Source organism: Streptacidiphilus cavernicola, from assembly GCF_042510955.1.
GTDB classification, from domain to species: Bacteria; Actinomycetota; Actinomycetes; order Streptomycetales; family Streptomycetaceae; genus Streptacidiphilus; species Streptacidiphilus cavernicola.
The window spans coordinates 80,818-94,081 of the sequence record NZ_JBHFAB010000018.1 but is presented as its reverse complement, the minus strand read 5'-3'; the positions used below and the strand labels follow the sequence as shown (position 1 = coordinate 94,081).

The window sequence follows — 13,264 nt, the reverse complement described above, 5'->3', positions numbered from 1 at the left end:
GGAGCTACGAGGGGAATGAGCCGCACATGAGCAACCCGTCCGACCCGTCCGAGCTGATCCACCGTCACCGGACCGTCACCCCGTCCTGGCTGGCCACCTACTACGCGCAGCCGATCGAGCTGACCCACGGCGAGGGCCGCCACGTCTGGGACTCGCAGGGCAACCGCTACCTGGACTTCTTCGGCGGCATCCTGACCACCATGACCGCCCACGCCCAGCCGGACGTGGCCAAGGCCGTCGCCGAGCAGGCCGGCCGGATCCTGCACAACTCCACGCTCTACCTCTCCACCCCGATGGTCGAGCTGGCCGAGCAGATCGCCGAGCTGTCCGGCATCCCGGACGCCAAGGTCTTCTTCACCACCTCCGGCACCGAGGCCAATGACGCCGCCCTGCTGCTGGCCACCAGCTTCCGCCGCTCCAACCAGGTGCTGGCGATGCGCAACAGCTACCACGGGCGCTCGTTCAGCACCATCGGCGTCACCGGCAACAGCGCCTGGTCGCCGACCAGCCTGTCCGCCCTGCAGACCCTCTACGTGCACGGCGGCATCCGCACCCGGGGCCCGTTCGCACACCTCTCCGACGCCGGGTTCATCGCCGCCTGCGCGGCGGACCTGGAGGACCTGCTCGGCCAGGTCGGCGGGAACGTCGCCGCGCTGATCGCCGAGCCGATCCAGGGCGTCGGCGGCTTCACCAGCGGACCTGACGGCCTGTTCGCCACCTTCAAGCGGGTGCTGGACCGGCACGGCATCCTCTGGATCTCGGACGAGGTGCAGACCGGCTGGGGCCGCACCGGCGACCACTTCTGGGGCTGGCAGGCCCACGCCGACGCCGGGCCGCCGGACGTGCTGACCTTCGCCAAGGGCATCGGCAACGGCCTGTCCATGGGCGGCGTGGTGGCCCGTGCCGAGGTGATGGACTGCCTGGGCGCCAACTCCATCTCCACCTTCGGCGGCAGCCCGATCACCACCGCCGGGGCCCTCGCCAACCTCCGCTACCTGCTGGACCAGGACCTGCAGGGCAACGCCCGCCGGGTCGGCGCGGAGCTGATCGGGGCCCTGCGCGAGGCCGGGCTCCCGGTGGTGCGCGAGGTGCGCGGACGCGGGCTGATGATCGGCGTCGAGCTGGTCGGCCGGGACGAGCAGCCCTCGCCCGCTGCTGCCACGTCCGTGCTGGAGCACGCCCGTGAGCTGGGCCTGCTGATCGGCAAGGGCGGCCTGTCCGGCAATGTGCTGCGGATCGCGCCGCCGCTGTCGCTCACCGCGGGGGAGGCGGCCGAGGGCGCCGGGCTGCTGATCGAGGCGCTGCGCCGGGCCCAGGCCGACTCCACCGACTGGGCCTCCGCCGACGCCCCCACTGCCGGAGCGCCTGCCGACGGAGCTGACGGAGCGTCCACCGGCCAGGCACCCCACGACCCGAGTCTGGAGCGCGATCCCGCATGACCCTTCCCCGCACCGTCATCCGCAACGGCCTGGTGATCACCGCCGCCGAGGAGGTGCACGCCGACGTCCTGATCGAGGGCGAGCGGATCGTCGCCCTCGCCGCGACCGGCAGCTCCGCCGCCGAGGCCTGGACCGCCGAGACGGTCTACGACGCCACCGGACGCTACGTCATCCCCGGCGGCGTGGACGCGCACACCCACATGGAGATGCCGTTCGGCGGCACCTTCGCCGCGGACACCTTCGAGACCGGCACCCGGGCCGCCGCCTGGGGCGGCACCACCACCATCGTCGACTTCGCGATCCAGTCGGTCGGCGGCAGCCTGCGGGACGGGCTGGACGCCTGGCACGCCAAGGCCGAGGGCAACTGCGCCATCGACTACGGCCTGCACATGATCATGTCGGACGTCACCGAGTCCAGCCTCAAGGAGATGGACCTGCTGATCGAGGAGGGGGTCACCTCCTTCAAGCTGTTCATGGCCTACCCCGGCGTCTTCTACAGCGACGACGGCCGCATCCTGCGCGCCATGCAGCGCGCGGCCGGCAACGGCGGCCTGGTGATGATGCACGCCGAGAACGGCATCGCCATCGACGTCCTGGTCGAGCAGGCGCTCGCGGCCGGGCACACCGACCCGCGCTACCACGGCGAGGTCCGCCGCGAACTGCTGGAGGCCGAGGCCACCCACCGGGCGATCCAGCTGGCCCGGGTCGCCGGGGGAGCGCCGCTGTACGTGGTGCACGTCTCCGCCGAGCAGGCCGTCGCCGAGATCAGCGCCGCCCGCGACCTGGGCCTCAACGTCTTCGGCGAGACCTGTCCGCAGTACCTCTTCCTCTCCACCGACAACCTGGCCGAGCCGGGTGCCGACGGCTTCGAGGGCGCCAAGTACGTCTGCAGCACCCCGTTGCGCCCGCGTGAGCACCAGGCTGCGCTGTGGCGCGGGCTGCGCACCAACGACCTGTCGGTGGTCTCCACCGACCACTGCCCGTTCTGCTTCAGCGGGCAGAAGGAGCTGGGCCGGGGCGACTTCTCCAAGATCCCGAACGGGATGCCCGGGGTGGAGAACCGGATGGACCTGCTGCACCAGGCCGTGGTGGACGGCCACATCGGCCGTCGCCGCTGGATCGAGCTGGCCTGCGCCACCCCGGCCCGGATGTTCGGCCTCTACCCGCGCAAGGGCACCATCGCCCCGGGCGCGGACGCCGACGTGGTGATCTTCGACCCGCACCAGGAGTACACCATGTCCGCCGCCACCCACCACATGAACGTCGACTACTCGGCGTACGAGGGGAAGCGGATCACCGGGCGGGCCCGCACCGTGCTCTCCCGCGGCAGCGCGGTGGTGCACGAGGGGGAGTACCTGGGCCGGGCCGGGCACGGCGCCTTCCTGCCCCGCGGCACCAGCCAGTACCTGATCTGACTTCCCGTCAACTTCAAGGAGAGGAGCGACCGATGGACTTCGGACTGGTGCTGCAGACGGATCCGCCGGCCCGGTTGCTGATCGACCGGATGAAGCGCGCCGAGGGCGCCGGATTCACCCACGGCTGGACCTTCGACTCGGTCGTGCTGTGGCAGGAGCCGTTCGTGGTCTACAGCCGGATCCTGGCCGAGACCGAGCGGCTGACGGTCGGTCCGATGGTCACCAACCCGTCCACCCGCACCTGGGAGGTCACCGCCTCCCTCTTCGCCACCCTCAACGACATGTTCGGCAACCGCACCGTCTGCGGCATCGGCCGCGGCGACTCGGCGATGCGGGTCGCCGGACGCAAGCCCGCCACCCTGGCCCGGCTCAGCGAGGCCATGCACGCCATCAAGGAGCTGGCCGAGGGCCGCGAGGCCGAGGTCGACGGCACCGCGATGCGGCTGCCCTGGGTCGAGGACGGCAGCAGGCTGCCGGTCTGGATGGGCGCCTACGGTCCGAAGGCGCTGGAACTGACCGGACGTCAGGCAGACGGCTTCATCCTGCAGTTGGCTGATCCGTTCCTCACCGAGTGGATGGTCAAGGCGGTCCGCGGCGCGGCCGAGCAGGCCGGGCGGGATCCGGACTCCCTCACCATCTGCGTCGCCGCGCCCGCCTACGTCACCGACGGCAGCGCGGAGGGCCTGGCCCACGCCAGGGAGCAGTGCCGCTGGTTCGGCGGGATGGTCGGCAACCACGTCGCCGACCTGGTCGGACGCTACGGCGAGCACTCGGGCCTGGTGCCCGACGCGCTGACCGACTACATCAAGGCCCGGCAGGGCTACGACTACAGCCACCACGGACGGGCCGGGAACCCGGACACCGCGTTCGTCCCCGACGAGATCGTCGACCGCTTCTGCCTGCTCGGCCCGGCCTCCGCGCATCGCGAGAAGCTGGAACAGCTCCGGGCGCTGGGCGTGGACCAGTTCGCCGTCTACGCCATGCACGACGCGGTCGAGCACACCATCGACGCCTACGGCACCGACATCATCCCCGGTTTCAGCTGACCCCGAGGTGGCCCATGTCCTCCGGCAGACCCCCGATACACGAATCCCCGACCGCCCAACTGGTCCACCCGGACGGGCGGGTCGCCCTCGCCGACTCGGCCGTGGTGGACGACCCGCGCTTCGCCAACGCCGACCTGCGGCCGGTCCCGATGGACCGCCGCACCTGGAGCACCTACAACTACCTGGCGCTGTGGGTCGGCATGGCCCACTGCATCCCCTCCTGGACGCTGGCCTCCGGCCTGGTGGCGCTGGGGATGGACTGGAAGCAGGCGGTGCTGACGATCGCGGTGGCGAACGTCGTGGTGCTGGTCCCGATGCTGCTGACCGGGCACGCCGGGACCAAGTACGGCATCCCGTTCCCGGTGTTCGCGCGGGCGTCCTTCGGGCTGCGCGGCGCCAACCTGCCCGCGCTGGTGCGGGCCGCGGTGGCCTGTGCCTGGTTCGGGGTGCAGACCTGGATCGGCGGCGAGGGCATCTTCCTGCTCGCCGGGAAGCTCTTCGGCAGCGGCTGGCAGAACGCGAGCACCATTGCCGGGACGGCGTGGACGCAGTGGCTGGCGTTCTTCGTGTTCTGGCTGATCGAGGTCGCGGTGATCACCCGCGGCATGGAGACCCTGCGGAAGTTCGAGAACTGGGCCGCGCCGCTGGTGATCGCGGGCGCGCTGGCGCTGCTCGGGTTCATGGCCGCCAAGGCCGGCGGCTTCGGCCCGCTGCTGGACCAGCCCTCGGCGCTGGGCTGGGGGAGCGGCTTCTGGAAGGTCTTCTTCCCGGCGCTGATGGGCATGATCGGCTTCTGGTCCACGCTGTCGCTGAACATCTCCGACTTCACCCGCTTCGGCGGCAGCCAGCGGGCCCAACTACGGGGCCAGGCCATGGGACTGCCCACCACCATGACCCTGTTCGCGGTGCTGTCGGTGCTGGTCACCTCGGGCTCGCAGGCCGTCTACGGTGAGCCGGTCTGGGACCCGATCGCGCTGGCCGCGAAGATGAGCAACGTGGTGGGCGCGCTGTTCGCGCTGCTGATCGTGATGATCGCGACCCTTTCGGTGAACATCGCCGCCAATGTGGTCTCGCCCGCGTACGATCTGTCGAACCTGATGCCGCGTCTGATCAGCTTCCGCACCGGGGCGTTGATCACCGGGGTGGTCGGGGTGGTGATCATGCCGTGGAAGCTGGTCGCCAACCCGCACGTCTACATCTTCACCTGGCTCGGCTTCGTCGGCGGGCTGCTGGGGACGGTGGCCGGCATCCTGATCGCCGACTACTGGTTCATCCGCCGCACCGAGCTGCACCTCGACGAGCTGTACCGGCCCGGCGGACGCTACTGGTACACCGGCGGCTGGAACCTCAGTGCGGTGCTGGCCTTCGCGGTTGGCGGGCTGCTCGCCATCGGCGGCTCCTACTCCACGCTGGACGCCCAGGGCGTGAAGCAGGGCCCGTTCCCGACCGGCGGCCTGATCCCGTTCCTCAAGCCGCTGGCCGACTACGGCTGGGCGGTCGGCCTGGCCTCCTCCTTCCTCCTCTACGCCGCCCTCAACCTGCACCGCCGCCGGGCCCCACAGGACTGACCCGGCCCCAGAACCGCTGCCGCCCCGCCTCGCCGTCGGGGCGGCAGCGCCGTGTCCGGACACTGCCAAGAGTACGTACAACTCCTGCTCGCCCCGGTACAGTTGATCCCCATCGACCGTCGGGGGGGCGTGATGACATCACCGGGTCCTGGGCCCGCGCATACAACCCAGTCCGAATTCGCGCTGGAGCGCTACCGGTACATCCTCCAGCAGATCCACACCGTCAACGAGAACCTCTACCGGTTCCTGGCGATCTTCCAGACGCTGGCGACGACCCTGGTGGGCGCGGCCCTCGCGCTTTTCGTGGGCTACCGGCAGTGGGGGGTCGCCGCAGGGACGGCCAGGGGCGGGGTGATCGGCTTGCTGGTGCTGACGACCGTGGTCGCCGCCTTCACCTCCACGCTGGTCGTGGTGGGCGCCTTCGCCTGGCTCGACTACCGCAACGAGGAGTGCGACCTGATGGACGAGGCGGTCCGCCCCGGATTCCGGGCCCGACCGCGGTCCAGGAACGTCTTTCGCTGGTACGAGACCTACGCCCTGCTGTTCATCCTGGTGTCCATGGCCGCTATGTGGCTGCTCGCCGAGCTTTTCCTGCTGCCTGCCATGACCTGAGATCCCGGGGCCGCCGGGAGGGACGAAAGGCGCCGCTTCGTTGAATCAGCACCACTTCACCAGCACGGACCTGTGGCGGAACACCCTTGAGGCCACGTCACGGAACGACGGCTACCGATCCGAGCGGGAACGGCTGCGGGCGTCCTACCTCTCGCTGCGGGAGAACGCCGTCCACCTGCTGGGTGAGGCCGCGCGCAGCACCCCGGAGTTCACCGTGCACGACATCACCCATGTGGACGCGCTCTGGGAGACCGCGAGCCTGGTCTGCGGCGAGGACAACCGGCTCACCGCCGCGGAAGCCTACGTGCTCGGCTGCTCGTTCGTGCTGCACGACGCCGCGATGGGGGCGGCGGCCTACGGGTCGGGCATTCCCGACGCCATCGGCGCCGAGCGCTGGCGCGACCTGGTGTCGGTCGCCTACTACCGGAGCAAGGGCTGCTGGCCCGAGGCGGAGCAGATCGACGCCCCTCCGGCCGAGGTGGTCGAGCTGTGCACGGTGCAGGCGATCCGCGAGACCCACGCCGCGCAGGCCGCGCGACTGGTCGACCAGCCGTGGACCAGCAGTGCGGGAAACCAGCTGTACCTGATCCAGGACACCCAACTGCGGGAGTCCTACGGCCCGCTGATCGGCCAGCTGGCGGCCAGTCACTGGTGGGACGTCGACTCGCTGGCGGAGCGGTTCAAGCAGACCAGGGGCTCGCTGCCGTGGCAGCCCGCGGACTGGATCATCGAACCGCTCAAGCTCGCCTGCATCCTGCGCCTGGCCGATGCGGTCCAGATCGACAGCCGTCGCGCCCCCACGTTCCTGTTCGCCCTCCGTGCGCCCGGCGGTGAGTCGTACCACCACTGGAGGTTCCAGGAGCACGCCAGCCGTCCGCACCTGTCGGGCGACCGGGTGACTTTACCTCCCTGCGTCCGTTCGACCAGGCCGCCGCCCCGGCCTGGTGGCTTGCCCTGGACTATCTGCGCGGTGTCGACCGGGAGTTGAAGCGGGTGGACGCACTGCTGCACGATCTCGGCCGCAGGCGGCTCGCGGCGCGTGCCGTGGCCGGGGTGGACTCACCGGAGCGGTTCGCGGAACTCTTCCCGGTGCTCGGCTGGCGGCCGGTCGACGCTGCCCTGCAGATCTCGGACGTACCGGCCCTGGTCGGGGTGCTCGGCGGTGAGCAACTCTACGGACGGGAGCCCGAGGTCGCGGTCCGTGAACTGATCCAGAACGCCCAGGACGCGGTCATGGCAAGGACGGTGGTGGATCCGGACTTCACCGACGGGCGGGTCGAGGTGCGCCTCTCCGAAGTCGACGGGGAGTGGGTTCTCGAAGTCGGTGACAACGGCGTCGGCATGGACGAGGACCTCCTGGTCCACAGCCTGCTCGACTTCGGACGGAGCGGCTGGAGCTCCAACCGGGTCCGCAAGAGCTTCCCCGGCCTGGCCGGAGGAGGGTTCAAGCCACGCGGCCGCTTCGGGATCGGGTTCTTCTCGGTGTTCATGCTGGGCGACCAGGTGGAACTGGTCACCAGGCGCTACGACGGGGCCCAAGCGGACGCACGCCGTCTGGGATTCGACGGCCTGGACCGGCGCCCGCTGCTCACCGCTGTGCAGGCGCCCGCGCGGGTGGCCCCGGGAACCCTGGTCCGGGTCGTGCTCAAGCACAGCCCGTTCACCGCCGAGGGCATCCTCCGCAGAACCGAGGACGACCGCCTTGGCCAGTTGATCGAGCGGCTTGCGCTGGAGAGCACGGTACCCGTGCGTAGCTGGGAGCCCAGAGGGGGCGTCCCTGACGTCCTTCCTCCGTTCTCGCTGGAAACCGGGACTGCGGATCAGGTGTTCGATCGGCTGTATCCGCCGCTGACCGGCAGTTGGAGGTTCGGCCTGGAGAAGCAGCGGGTCCAGTTGCGTGAGGCGTTCGTCCAGCGGGCCACCGAACTGTTCGACGATTCCGGTCGGCGGATCGGGTTGGCCGCGCTCGGCCCCGACCTCCTGTACTGGAACCAGTTGGGGTACATGGGAATCGTCCCGGTCAACGGATTCCTCGGGGACGAGTCCATCGCGTTCGCCGGCTACCTCGAAGGGCTGCCCAATCGTGCCTCCCGCGACCAGGTGGACCTGGTGGCCGATCGGGCCGTCGTCAGCCGGTGGTTCTCCGACCAGGAGCGGCGACTGCGGGAGACCGGTGACTTCAGCGACTCCGTCCAGCTTGAGCTGGCCTACACGTTCCAGCGGGTGCTGGGTCGGCTCGGGGCGGACTTCGGCTGCGGGATGACCTCCGAGGGAGTGCTCCGCCCCGGTCGCATGGGGTCCTGGGCCGCACAGCGGAGTGAGATCTTCCTGGCCATGGGGATGCCGCTGTCGTGGAACACCCGGCCGCCCCAGGTGATCCACTATCTGTCCGGGACCCAGGTGCGCCTTCCGGACGACTGGGTGAGCATCTTCTTCTACAGCAACGCCGACATCTTCCTGGGGATGTTCCCCGACTCGTACAACCGTGACCCCGCGTATGAGTTCTCCCGTGACCAGCCCGGACTGGCCTGGGAGAAGGTCTGGTGGCGCATGTCGGGGAACCTGCACGGGCTGCTGCTCCGCGAGATCTGCCGGGCCTGGTCCTGCGATGTGGGCGACCTGCTCGCTCCGGTGGCACAGCGTCAGTGGAGCGACTTCATGTACCTGGAGGACGCGTCGCTGGGGCCGGTGTTCGGGTACCTGCTGCGCAGGCCGTAGTCGCTCCTTGCGCCGGGCTCTCCTTACACCGAACCGACCGGGGGTGTACTAGCGTTCAGGAGTGCGGGGGCCGGTCGTGTCCATCGGCGTTGGGCGCGGTCCCGCCGGCCGCCCGCACCAGGCTTGCTGACCACCCTGTACCGGCCCCCGGTGCAGGGTTTGCCTTTTCTTTACAACCTGGGGGCGGGCTGCGTCGTCTCTCCGCACGATGTGAAACGCGGCCTGCGCGGTGAACCCTTCGGGGTCCCGGCGGCCTCAGCGAGAGAGAAGGCAGCATGCGCAGCAGCATTCGAACCGTCGGCGCTCTGGCCTGTGCGGCGGCAGCCGTCGGCTTCGCCCCGGCCGCGGCCGTCGCCGCGGCCCCGCTCAGCGCGGCGTCCACCCCGATGTGCGCGACCTCCCAGCTCACCCCGTCGCTCGGCGGCGGCGACGCCGGGGCGGGCAACCTGTACCGCTACCTGGTGCTGACCAACCACAGCCACACCACCTGCCATGTCACCGGCTTCCCCGGGCTGTCCATGCTGGACGCCCACGGCAAGCAGATCGGCGCCCCGGCGACCGAGCAGCACATCGGCTACGCCCCGGTGGTGCTGGCCCCCGGCAAGTCGGCGAGCGACACCATCCACACCGCCAACCGGCAGACCAACAGCAGCACCGAGTGCCTGCCGACCTCGACCGACCTGCGGATCTACCCGCCCGGGAACAAGGCCTCGATCGTCTTCGCCGGGAAGGTCACCAACTGCGACAAGCTGTTCAGCGTCACCCCGTTCACGGCCGGGACCGGCGGCAACCCGTCCAACACCGCCCCCAGCAAGCCGACCAGTGCGCCGAGCAGCGCGCCGACCGGCTCGCAGGTCTCCACCGTGCCGAGCGGCGCGCCGGACACCGGGCTGGCGCTCACCGCGCGGTCCGGCTCCGACTCCGGTGACGTCGTCGGCGCGACCGTGGGCGGCGTGCTGCTGGTCGGCGGTCTCGGCGGGCTGGTGCTGTGGTCCAGGAACCGGAGCCGGTCCTCGGCCCGGACGCGGGGCTGACCGTTGACCGGACCGACCGACACACCGGGCCGTCCCGGTCCCGGCTCCGACGCCCAGCAGGCCGGCGCCGGGGCCGGGGCCGGGACCCCCGACCAGCACCGCCCGCGGCGGGCCGGGGCCGCGGTCGCCGCGCTGATGGTCGCGCTGTTCACAGCGGCGCAGCTGGCCGGCTGCGCCGTGACCTCCACTCCGACCGACCCGGCCGCGCCGCCGGTCGGCATCAGCGCGAGCACGCCCGCGTCCAGCGGCACCGCTCCCAGCGGCACCGCGCCCAGCGGCGCCGGGAGCAGCGCACCGGCCCCGCTGGCCCGGTCGGTGCCGGTGCGGCTGGAGATCCCGGCGATCGGGGTCGACACGCCGGTGATGCAACTCGGCCTGGCCGCCGACGGCACGGTCGGGGTGCCGCCGATCGAGGCGCACGCCCCGGCCGGCTGGTACGACGGATCGCCGACCCCTGGCCAGGTCGGCCCTTCGGTGCTGCTCGGCCATGTCACGGTCGGCCAGTTCGGCGACGGAGTGTTCCTGCACCTGTCCCGGATGAAGCCGGGCGACCGGATCACGGTGCTGCTCAAGGACGGCGTCTCGGCCGTGTTCTCGGTGGACTCGGTACAGACGGTTCCCAAGGCGCAGTTCCCGACGGCGTCCGTCTACGGGAACGTGGACCACCCCGCGCTGCGTCTCATCACCTGCGGAGGCGTCCGTGCCGGCAATGGCAGCGGGTACACCGACAACGTGGTCGTCTATGCCTCCATGGTCAGGTAACAGGTAAGGAGAACGGACATCCGGTCTCAGGAAAGCGCGGCATCCGAACTGTTCGCGGCCTTCTACCCGCGCCTCGCGGGCTGGTGCCGCAAGCTTGTCGACGATGACGGGACCGCGCACGAGATCGCCTCGGAGGCGTTCGCCCGGCTGTGGGCACGCTGGAGCAAGGTCGAGGAGCCGCACGGCTTCCTCTTCGTCACCGCCGCCAACCTGGTGCGTGACCACTGGCAGAAACTGGAGCGCGAGCGGCGTGCCTACCGGCGCGTCACCACGGAGGAACTGGTGAAGCAGCAGTTGGACGGGACCGGGGACCCCTCCGTGCGCCTGCTGGTGCAGTCGCTGCCGGAGCGGCTGCGCACCCCCGTCCTGCTGCACTACTACGCCGACCTGCCGGTCCGGGAGGTCTCCGCGCTGCTGGCCCGGAACGAGGGGACGGTCAAGTCGGACCTCCACACCGCCCGGGAACTGCTCCGCGCCAAGCTCGGAGGACACCATGACCGGACCATCTGACGACGAGGAGCGGGACGGCGGCCGTCCCGACCCACTGGACGCGCTGCTGCGGCCGACGGTGGAGTTCCTGCCCGCCCCGGCCGGTTCGTTCGAACGGATCTACCGTACGGCGAAGCGGCGGCGCCGGGCCAAGGCCGCGGTCGGCGGCGGCCTCGCGGCGGTGCTGGTGGCGGGTTCGCTCTACCTGGCCGGGACCTTCACCCCGACCGGCTCCACCGTGGTGGTCACCCCGCCCGCCAGCAGCGGCCTGCTCGCCCCCGCGCCCAGCGGGACCGCCCCGGGCGCCTCCCCCTCGCCGGTCGGGCCGCAGCCCACGCCGAGCGCGAACACCGGCAGTGCCCCGGTCAGCCCGACCGGCCGTCCCGACCCGGGCGTGCCCGGCGCCGGCCGGAGCACCGGGACCAGCGCCACCGCCACGGCCACGCCGATGTGCGCGACCTCGCAGCTGACCGCCTCGCTCGGCGGCGGCGACGCGGGGGCGGGCAATGTGTACCGCTACCTGCTGCTGACCAACCACAGCGGCACCACCTGCCATGTCACCGGCTTCCCCGGGCTGTCCCTGCTGGACGCCGCGGGCAAGCAGATCGGCGCCCCGGCGACCGAGCAGGCGCTCGCGCACACCCCGGTGGTGCTGCGCCCGGGGGAGTCGGCGAGCGACACCGTGCACACCGCCAACCGGCAGACCAACAGCAGCACCGAGTGCCTGCCCACGTCGGTCCAACTGCGGATCTACCCGCCCGGCAACACCGCCTCGATCGTCTTCAGCGGCAAGGTCACCAACTGCGACAACCTGTTCAGCGTCACCCCCTTCACCGCGGGCAGCACCGGCAACCCGCCGTCCTGAACCGGCGCGCCGGAAGGGCCGGGCCCGCGCCGCCGCAAGGGGGCCGGGCGCGCGCCGCCGGGGAGCCGGTGGGACGATCGTGGCCCGCGGCCGGGCCGGGACCGGCTGCAGAGGGAAGGCGCGCGGGATGACCCAGCAGTTCGGCGACTACCAGCTCGAGATCTACTTCAACGCCCTCTTCGGGGTCCAGCCGCAGTGGCCGATGGCCTTCGCCGAGTGGGAGGCGAAGGCGCTGGCGGTGCTGCCGCCCTCGGTGGCGTCCTATGTGGCGGGCGGGGCCGGGGACGAGTTCACCCAGCGCGCCAACGTCAGCGCGTTCGAACGCTGGGGGCTATACCCGAGGATGATGGTCGGCGCCACCGCACGCGACCTGACCGTCGACCTGTTCGGGATGACGCTGCCGAGCCCGCTGTTCCTGTCCCCGATCGGTGTGATCGGGCTCTGCGCCCAGGACGGCCACGGCGACCTGGCCACCGCCAGGGCCGCGGCCCGCACCGGCGTCCCGATGGTCGCCTCGACCCTCTCCAACGACCCGATGGAGGACGTGGCCGCCGAGTTCGGCGACACCCCCGGCTTCTTCCAGCTCTACACCCCCACCGACCGCGACCTCGCCGAGAGCCTGGTGCACCGGGCCGAGGCGGCCGGGTTCAAGGGCATCGTGGTCACCCTGGACACCTGGATCACCGGCTGGCGTCCGCGCGACCTCGGCAGCGGCAGCTTCCCGCAGCTGCGCGGCCACGCGCTGGCCAACTACACCTCGGACCCGGTGTTCCGGGCCCGGCTGCCGCACGCCCCCGAGGACGACCCCAGGGCCACCGCCATGCACTGGGCCGGGATCTTCGGGAACCCGCTGACCTGGGAAGACCTGCCCTGGCTGCGCTCGCTGACGGAGCTTCCGCTGCTGCTCAAGGGCCTCTGCCACCCGGAGGACGTGCGCCGGGCCAGGGACGCGGGCGTCGACGGCGTCTACTGCTCCAACCACGGCGGCCGGCAGGCGAACGGCGGCCTGGCCGCCCTGGACGCGCTGCCCGGCGTGGTCGAGGCGGCGGACGGGCTGCCGGTGCTGTTCGACTCCGGGGTGCGCAGCGGTGCAGATGTGGTGAAGGCTCTGGCTCTCGGCGCCACCGCGGTCGGCGTGGGCCGTCCGTACGCGTACGGGCTGGCGCTGGGCGGGGTCGACGGCGTCGTCCACGTGCTGCGTTCGCTGCTGGCCGAGGCGGATCTGATCATGGCCGTGGACGGCTACCCCCGCCTCGCCGACCTCACCCCGCAGGCCCTGCTGCCGAGGCCGGGCCGCTGAGCTGCGGGTACGAAAT

Annotated in this window: 12 protein-coding genes; all 12 read left to right on the top strand. The window is 71.3% G+C overall.

Annotation, left to right across the window (positions count from 1 at the left end):
* The first annotated feature begins 26 nt into the window (after positions 1-26).
* The 12 genes from ACEZDE_RS23010 (at position 27) to ACEZDE_RS22955 (ending at position 13,248) form a co-directional block, all read left to right on the top strand.
* Positions 27-1,439, top strand: a complete 1,413-nt coding sequence (locus ACEZDE_RS23010; RefSeq protein WP_380538826.1) for an aspartate aminotransferase family protein — start codon at positions 27-29, stop codon at positions 1,437-1,439.
* Entirely contained in the window at positions 1,436-2,854 is a 1,419-nt protein-coding gene (gene hydA, locus ACEZDE_RS23005) for a dihydropyrimidinase (protein ID WP_380538824.1), read from the top strand. The genes ACEZDE_RS23010 and hydA overlap by 4 nt, the downstream gene beginning before the upstream one ends.
* Positions 2,855-2,886: 32 nt before the next feature.
* Positions 2,887-3,900, top strand: coding sequence for a TIGR03842 family LLM class F420-dependent oxidoreductase (locus tag ACEZDE_RS23000; RefSeq protein ID WP_380538822.1), 1,014 nt, complete (start codon positions 2,887-2,889; stop codon positions 3,898-3,900).
* Between the two features lie 14 nt (positions 3,901-3,914).
* Positions 3,915-5,468, top strand: coding sequence for an NCS1 family nucleobase:cation symporter-1 (locus ACEZDE_RS22995; RefSeq protein ID WP_380538820.1), 1,554 nt, complete (start codon positions 3,915-3,917; stop codon positions 5,466-5,468).
* A 132-nt stretch (positions 5,469-5,600) separates the two neighbouring features.
* A complete protein-coding gene (locus tag ACEZDE_RS22990) occupies positions 5,601-6,080 on the top strand; it encodes a hypothetical protein (RefSeq protein WP_380538818.1) in 480 nt (159 codons plus the stop codon).
* Between the two features lie 40 nt (positions 6,081-6,120).
* Positions 6,121-7,068, top strand: coding sequence for an HD domain-containing protein (locus ACEZDE_RS22985; protein ID WP_380538816.1), 948 nt, complete (start codon positions 6,121-6,123; stop codon positions 7,066-7,068).
* Between the two features lie 5 nt (positions 7,069-7,073).
* Positions 7,074-8,798 carry an ATP-binding protein gene (locus tag ACEZDE_RS22980; protein ID WP_380538814.1) on the top strand — a complete coding sequence of 575 codons (1,725 nt, stop codon included), beginning with the start codon at positions 7,074-7,076 and terminating at the stop codon, positions 8,796-8,798.
* A gap of 275 nt (positions 8,799-9,073) precedes the next feature.
* Complete coding sequence (locus ACEZDE_RS22975) at positions 9,074-9,832, top strand: DUF4232 domain-containing protein (protein WP_380538812.1); 759 nt, start codon at positions 9,074-9,076, stop codon at positions 9,830-9,832.
* A gap of 135 nt (positions 9,833-9,967) precedes the next feature.
* Positions 9,968-10,594: a class F sortase gene (locus ACEZDE_RS22970; RefSeq protein WP_380538971.1), complete on the top strand. Its 627-nt coding sequence runs from the start codon at positions 9,968-9,970 to the stop codon at positions 10,592-10,594.
* 18 nt (positions 10,595-10,612) lie between these two features.
* Positions 10,613-11,104 carry an RNA polymerase sigma factor gene (locus tag ACEZDE_RS22965; RefSeq protein WP_380538968.1) on the top strand — a complete coding sequence of 164 codons (492 nt, stop codon included), beginning with the start codon at positions 10,613-10,615 and terminating at the stop codon, positions 11,102-11,104.
* Positions 11,088-11,948 carry a DUF4232 domain-containing protein gene (locus tag ACEZDE_RS22960; protein WP_380538810.1) on the top strand — a complete coding sequence of 287 codons (861 nt, stop codon included), beginning with the start codon at positions 11,088-11,090 and terminating at the stop codon, positions 11,946-11,948. The genes ACEZDE_RS22965 and ACEZDE_RS22960 overlap by 17 nt, the downstream gene beginning before the upstream one ends.
* Before the next feature lie 127 nt (positions 11,949-12,075).
* Positions 12,076-13,248 (top strand): alpha-hydroxy-acid oxidizing protein, encoded by a 1,173-nt coding sequence (locus ACEZDE_RS22955; protein ID WP_380538808.1) that lies wholly within the window; start codon positions 12,076-12,078, stop codon positions 13,246-13,248.
* The last annotated feature ends 16 nt before the right edge of the window (positions 13,249-13,264 follow it).

Coding starts and splice junctions, on each gene's coding strand:
- hydA (WP_380538824.1), top strand. CDS start 1,436: ATGACCCTTCCCCGCACCGTCATCCGCAACGGCCTGGTGATCACCGCC.
- ACEZDE_RS23000 (WP_380538822.1), top strand. CDS start 2,887: ATGGACTTCGGACTGGTGCTGCAGACGGATCCGCCGGCCCGGTTGCTG.
- ACEZDE_RS23010 (WP_380538826.1), top strand. CDS start 27: ATGAGCAACCCGTCCGACCCGTCCGAGCTGATCCACCGTCACCGGACC.
- ACEZDE_RS22975 (WP_380538812.1), top strand. CDS start 9,074: ATGCGCAGCAGCATTCGAACCGTCGGCGCTCTGGCCTGTGCGGCGGCA.
- ACEZDE_RS22955 (WP_380538808.1), top strand. CDS start 12,076: ATGACCCAGCAGTTCGGCGACTACCAGCTCGAGATCTACTTCAACGCC.
- ACEZDE_RS22960 (WP_380538810.1), top strand. CDS start 11,088: ATGACCGGACCATCTGACGACGAGGAGCGGGACGGCGGCCGTCCCGAC.
- ACEZDE_RS22995 (WP_380538820.1), top strand. CDS start 3,915: ATGTCCTCCGGCAGACCCCCGATACACGAATCCCCGACCGCCCAACTG.
- ACEZDE_RS22970 (WP_380538971.1), top strand. CDS start 9,968: ATGGTCGCGCTGTTCACAGCGGCGCAGCTGGCCGGCTGCGCCGTGACC.
- ACEZDE_RS22990 (WP_380538818.1), top strand. CDS start 5,601: ATGACATCACCGGGTCCTGGGCCCGCGCATACAACCCAGTCCGAATTC.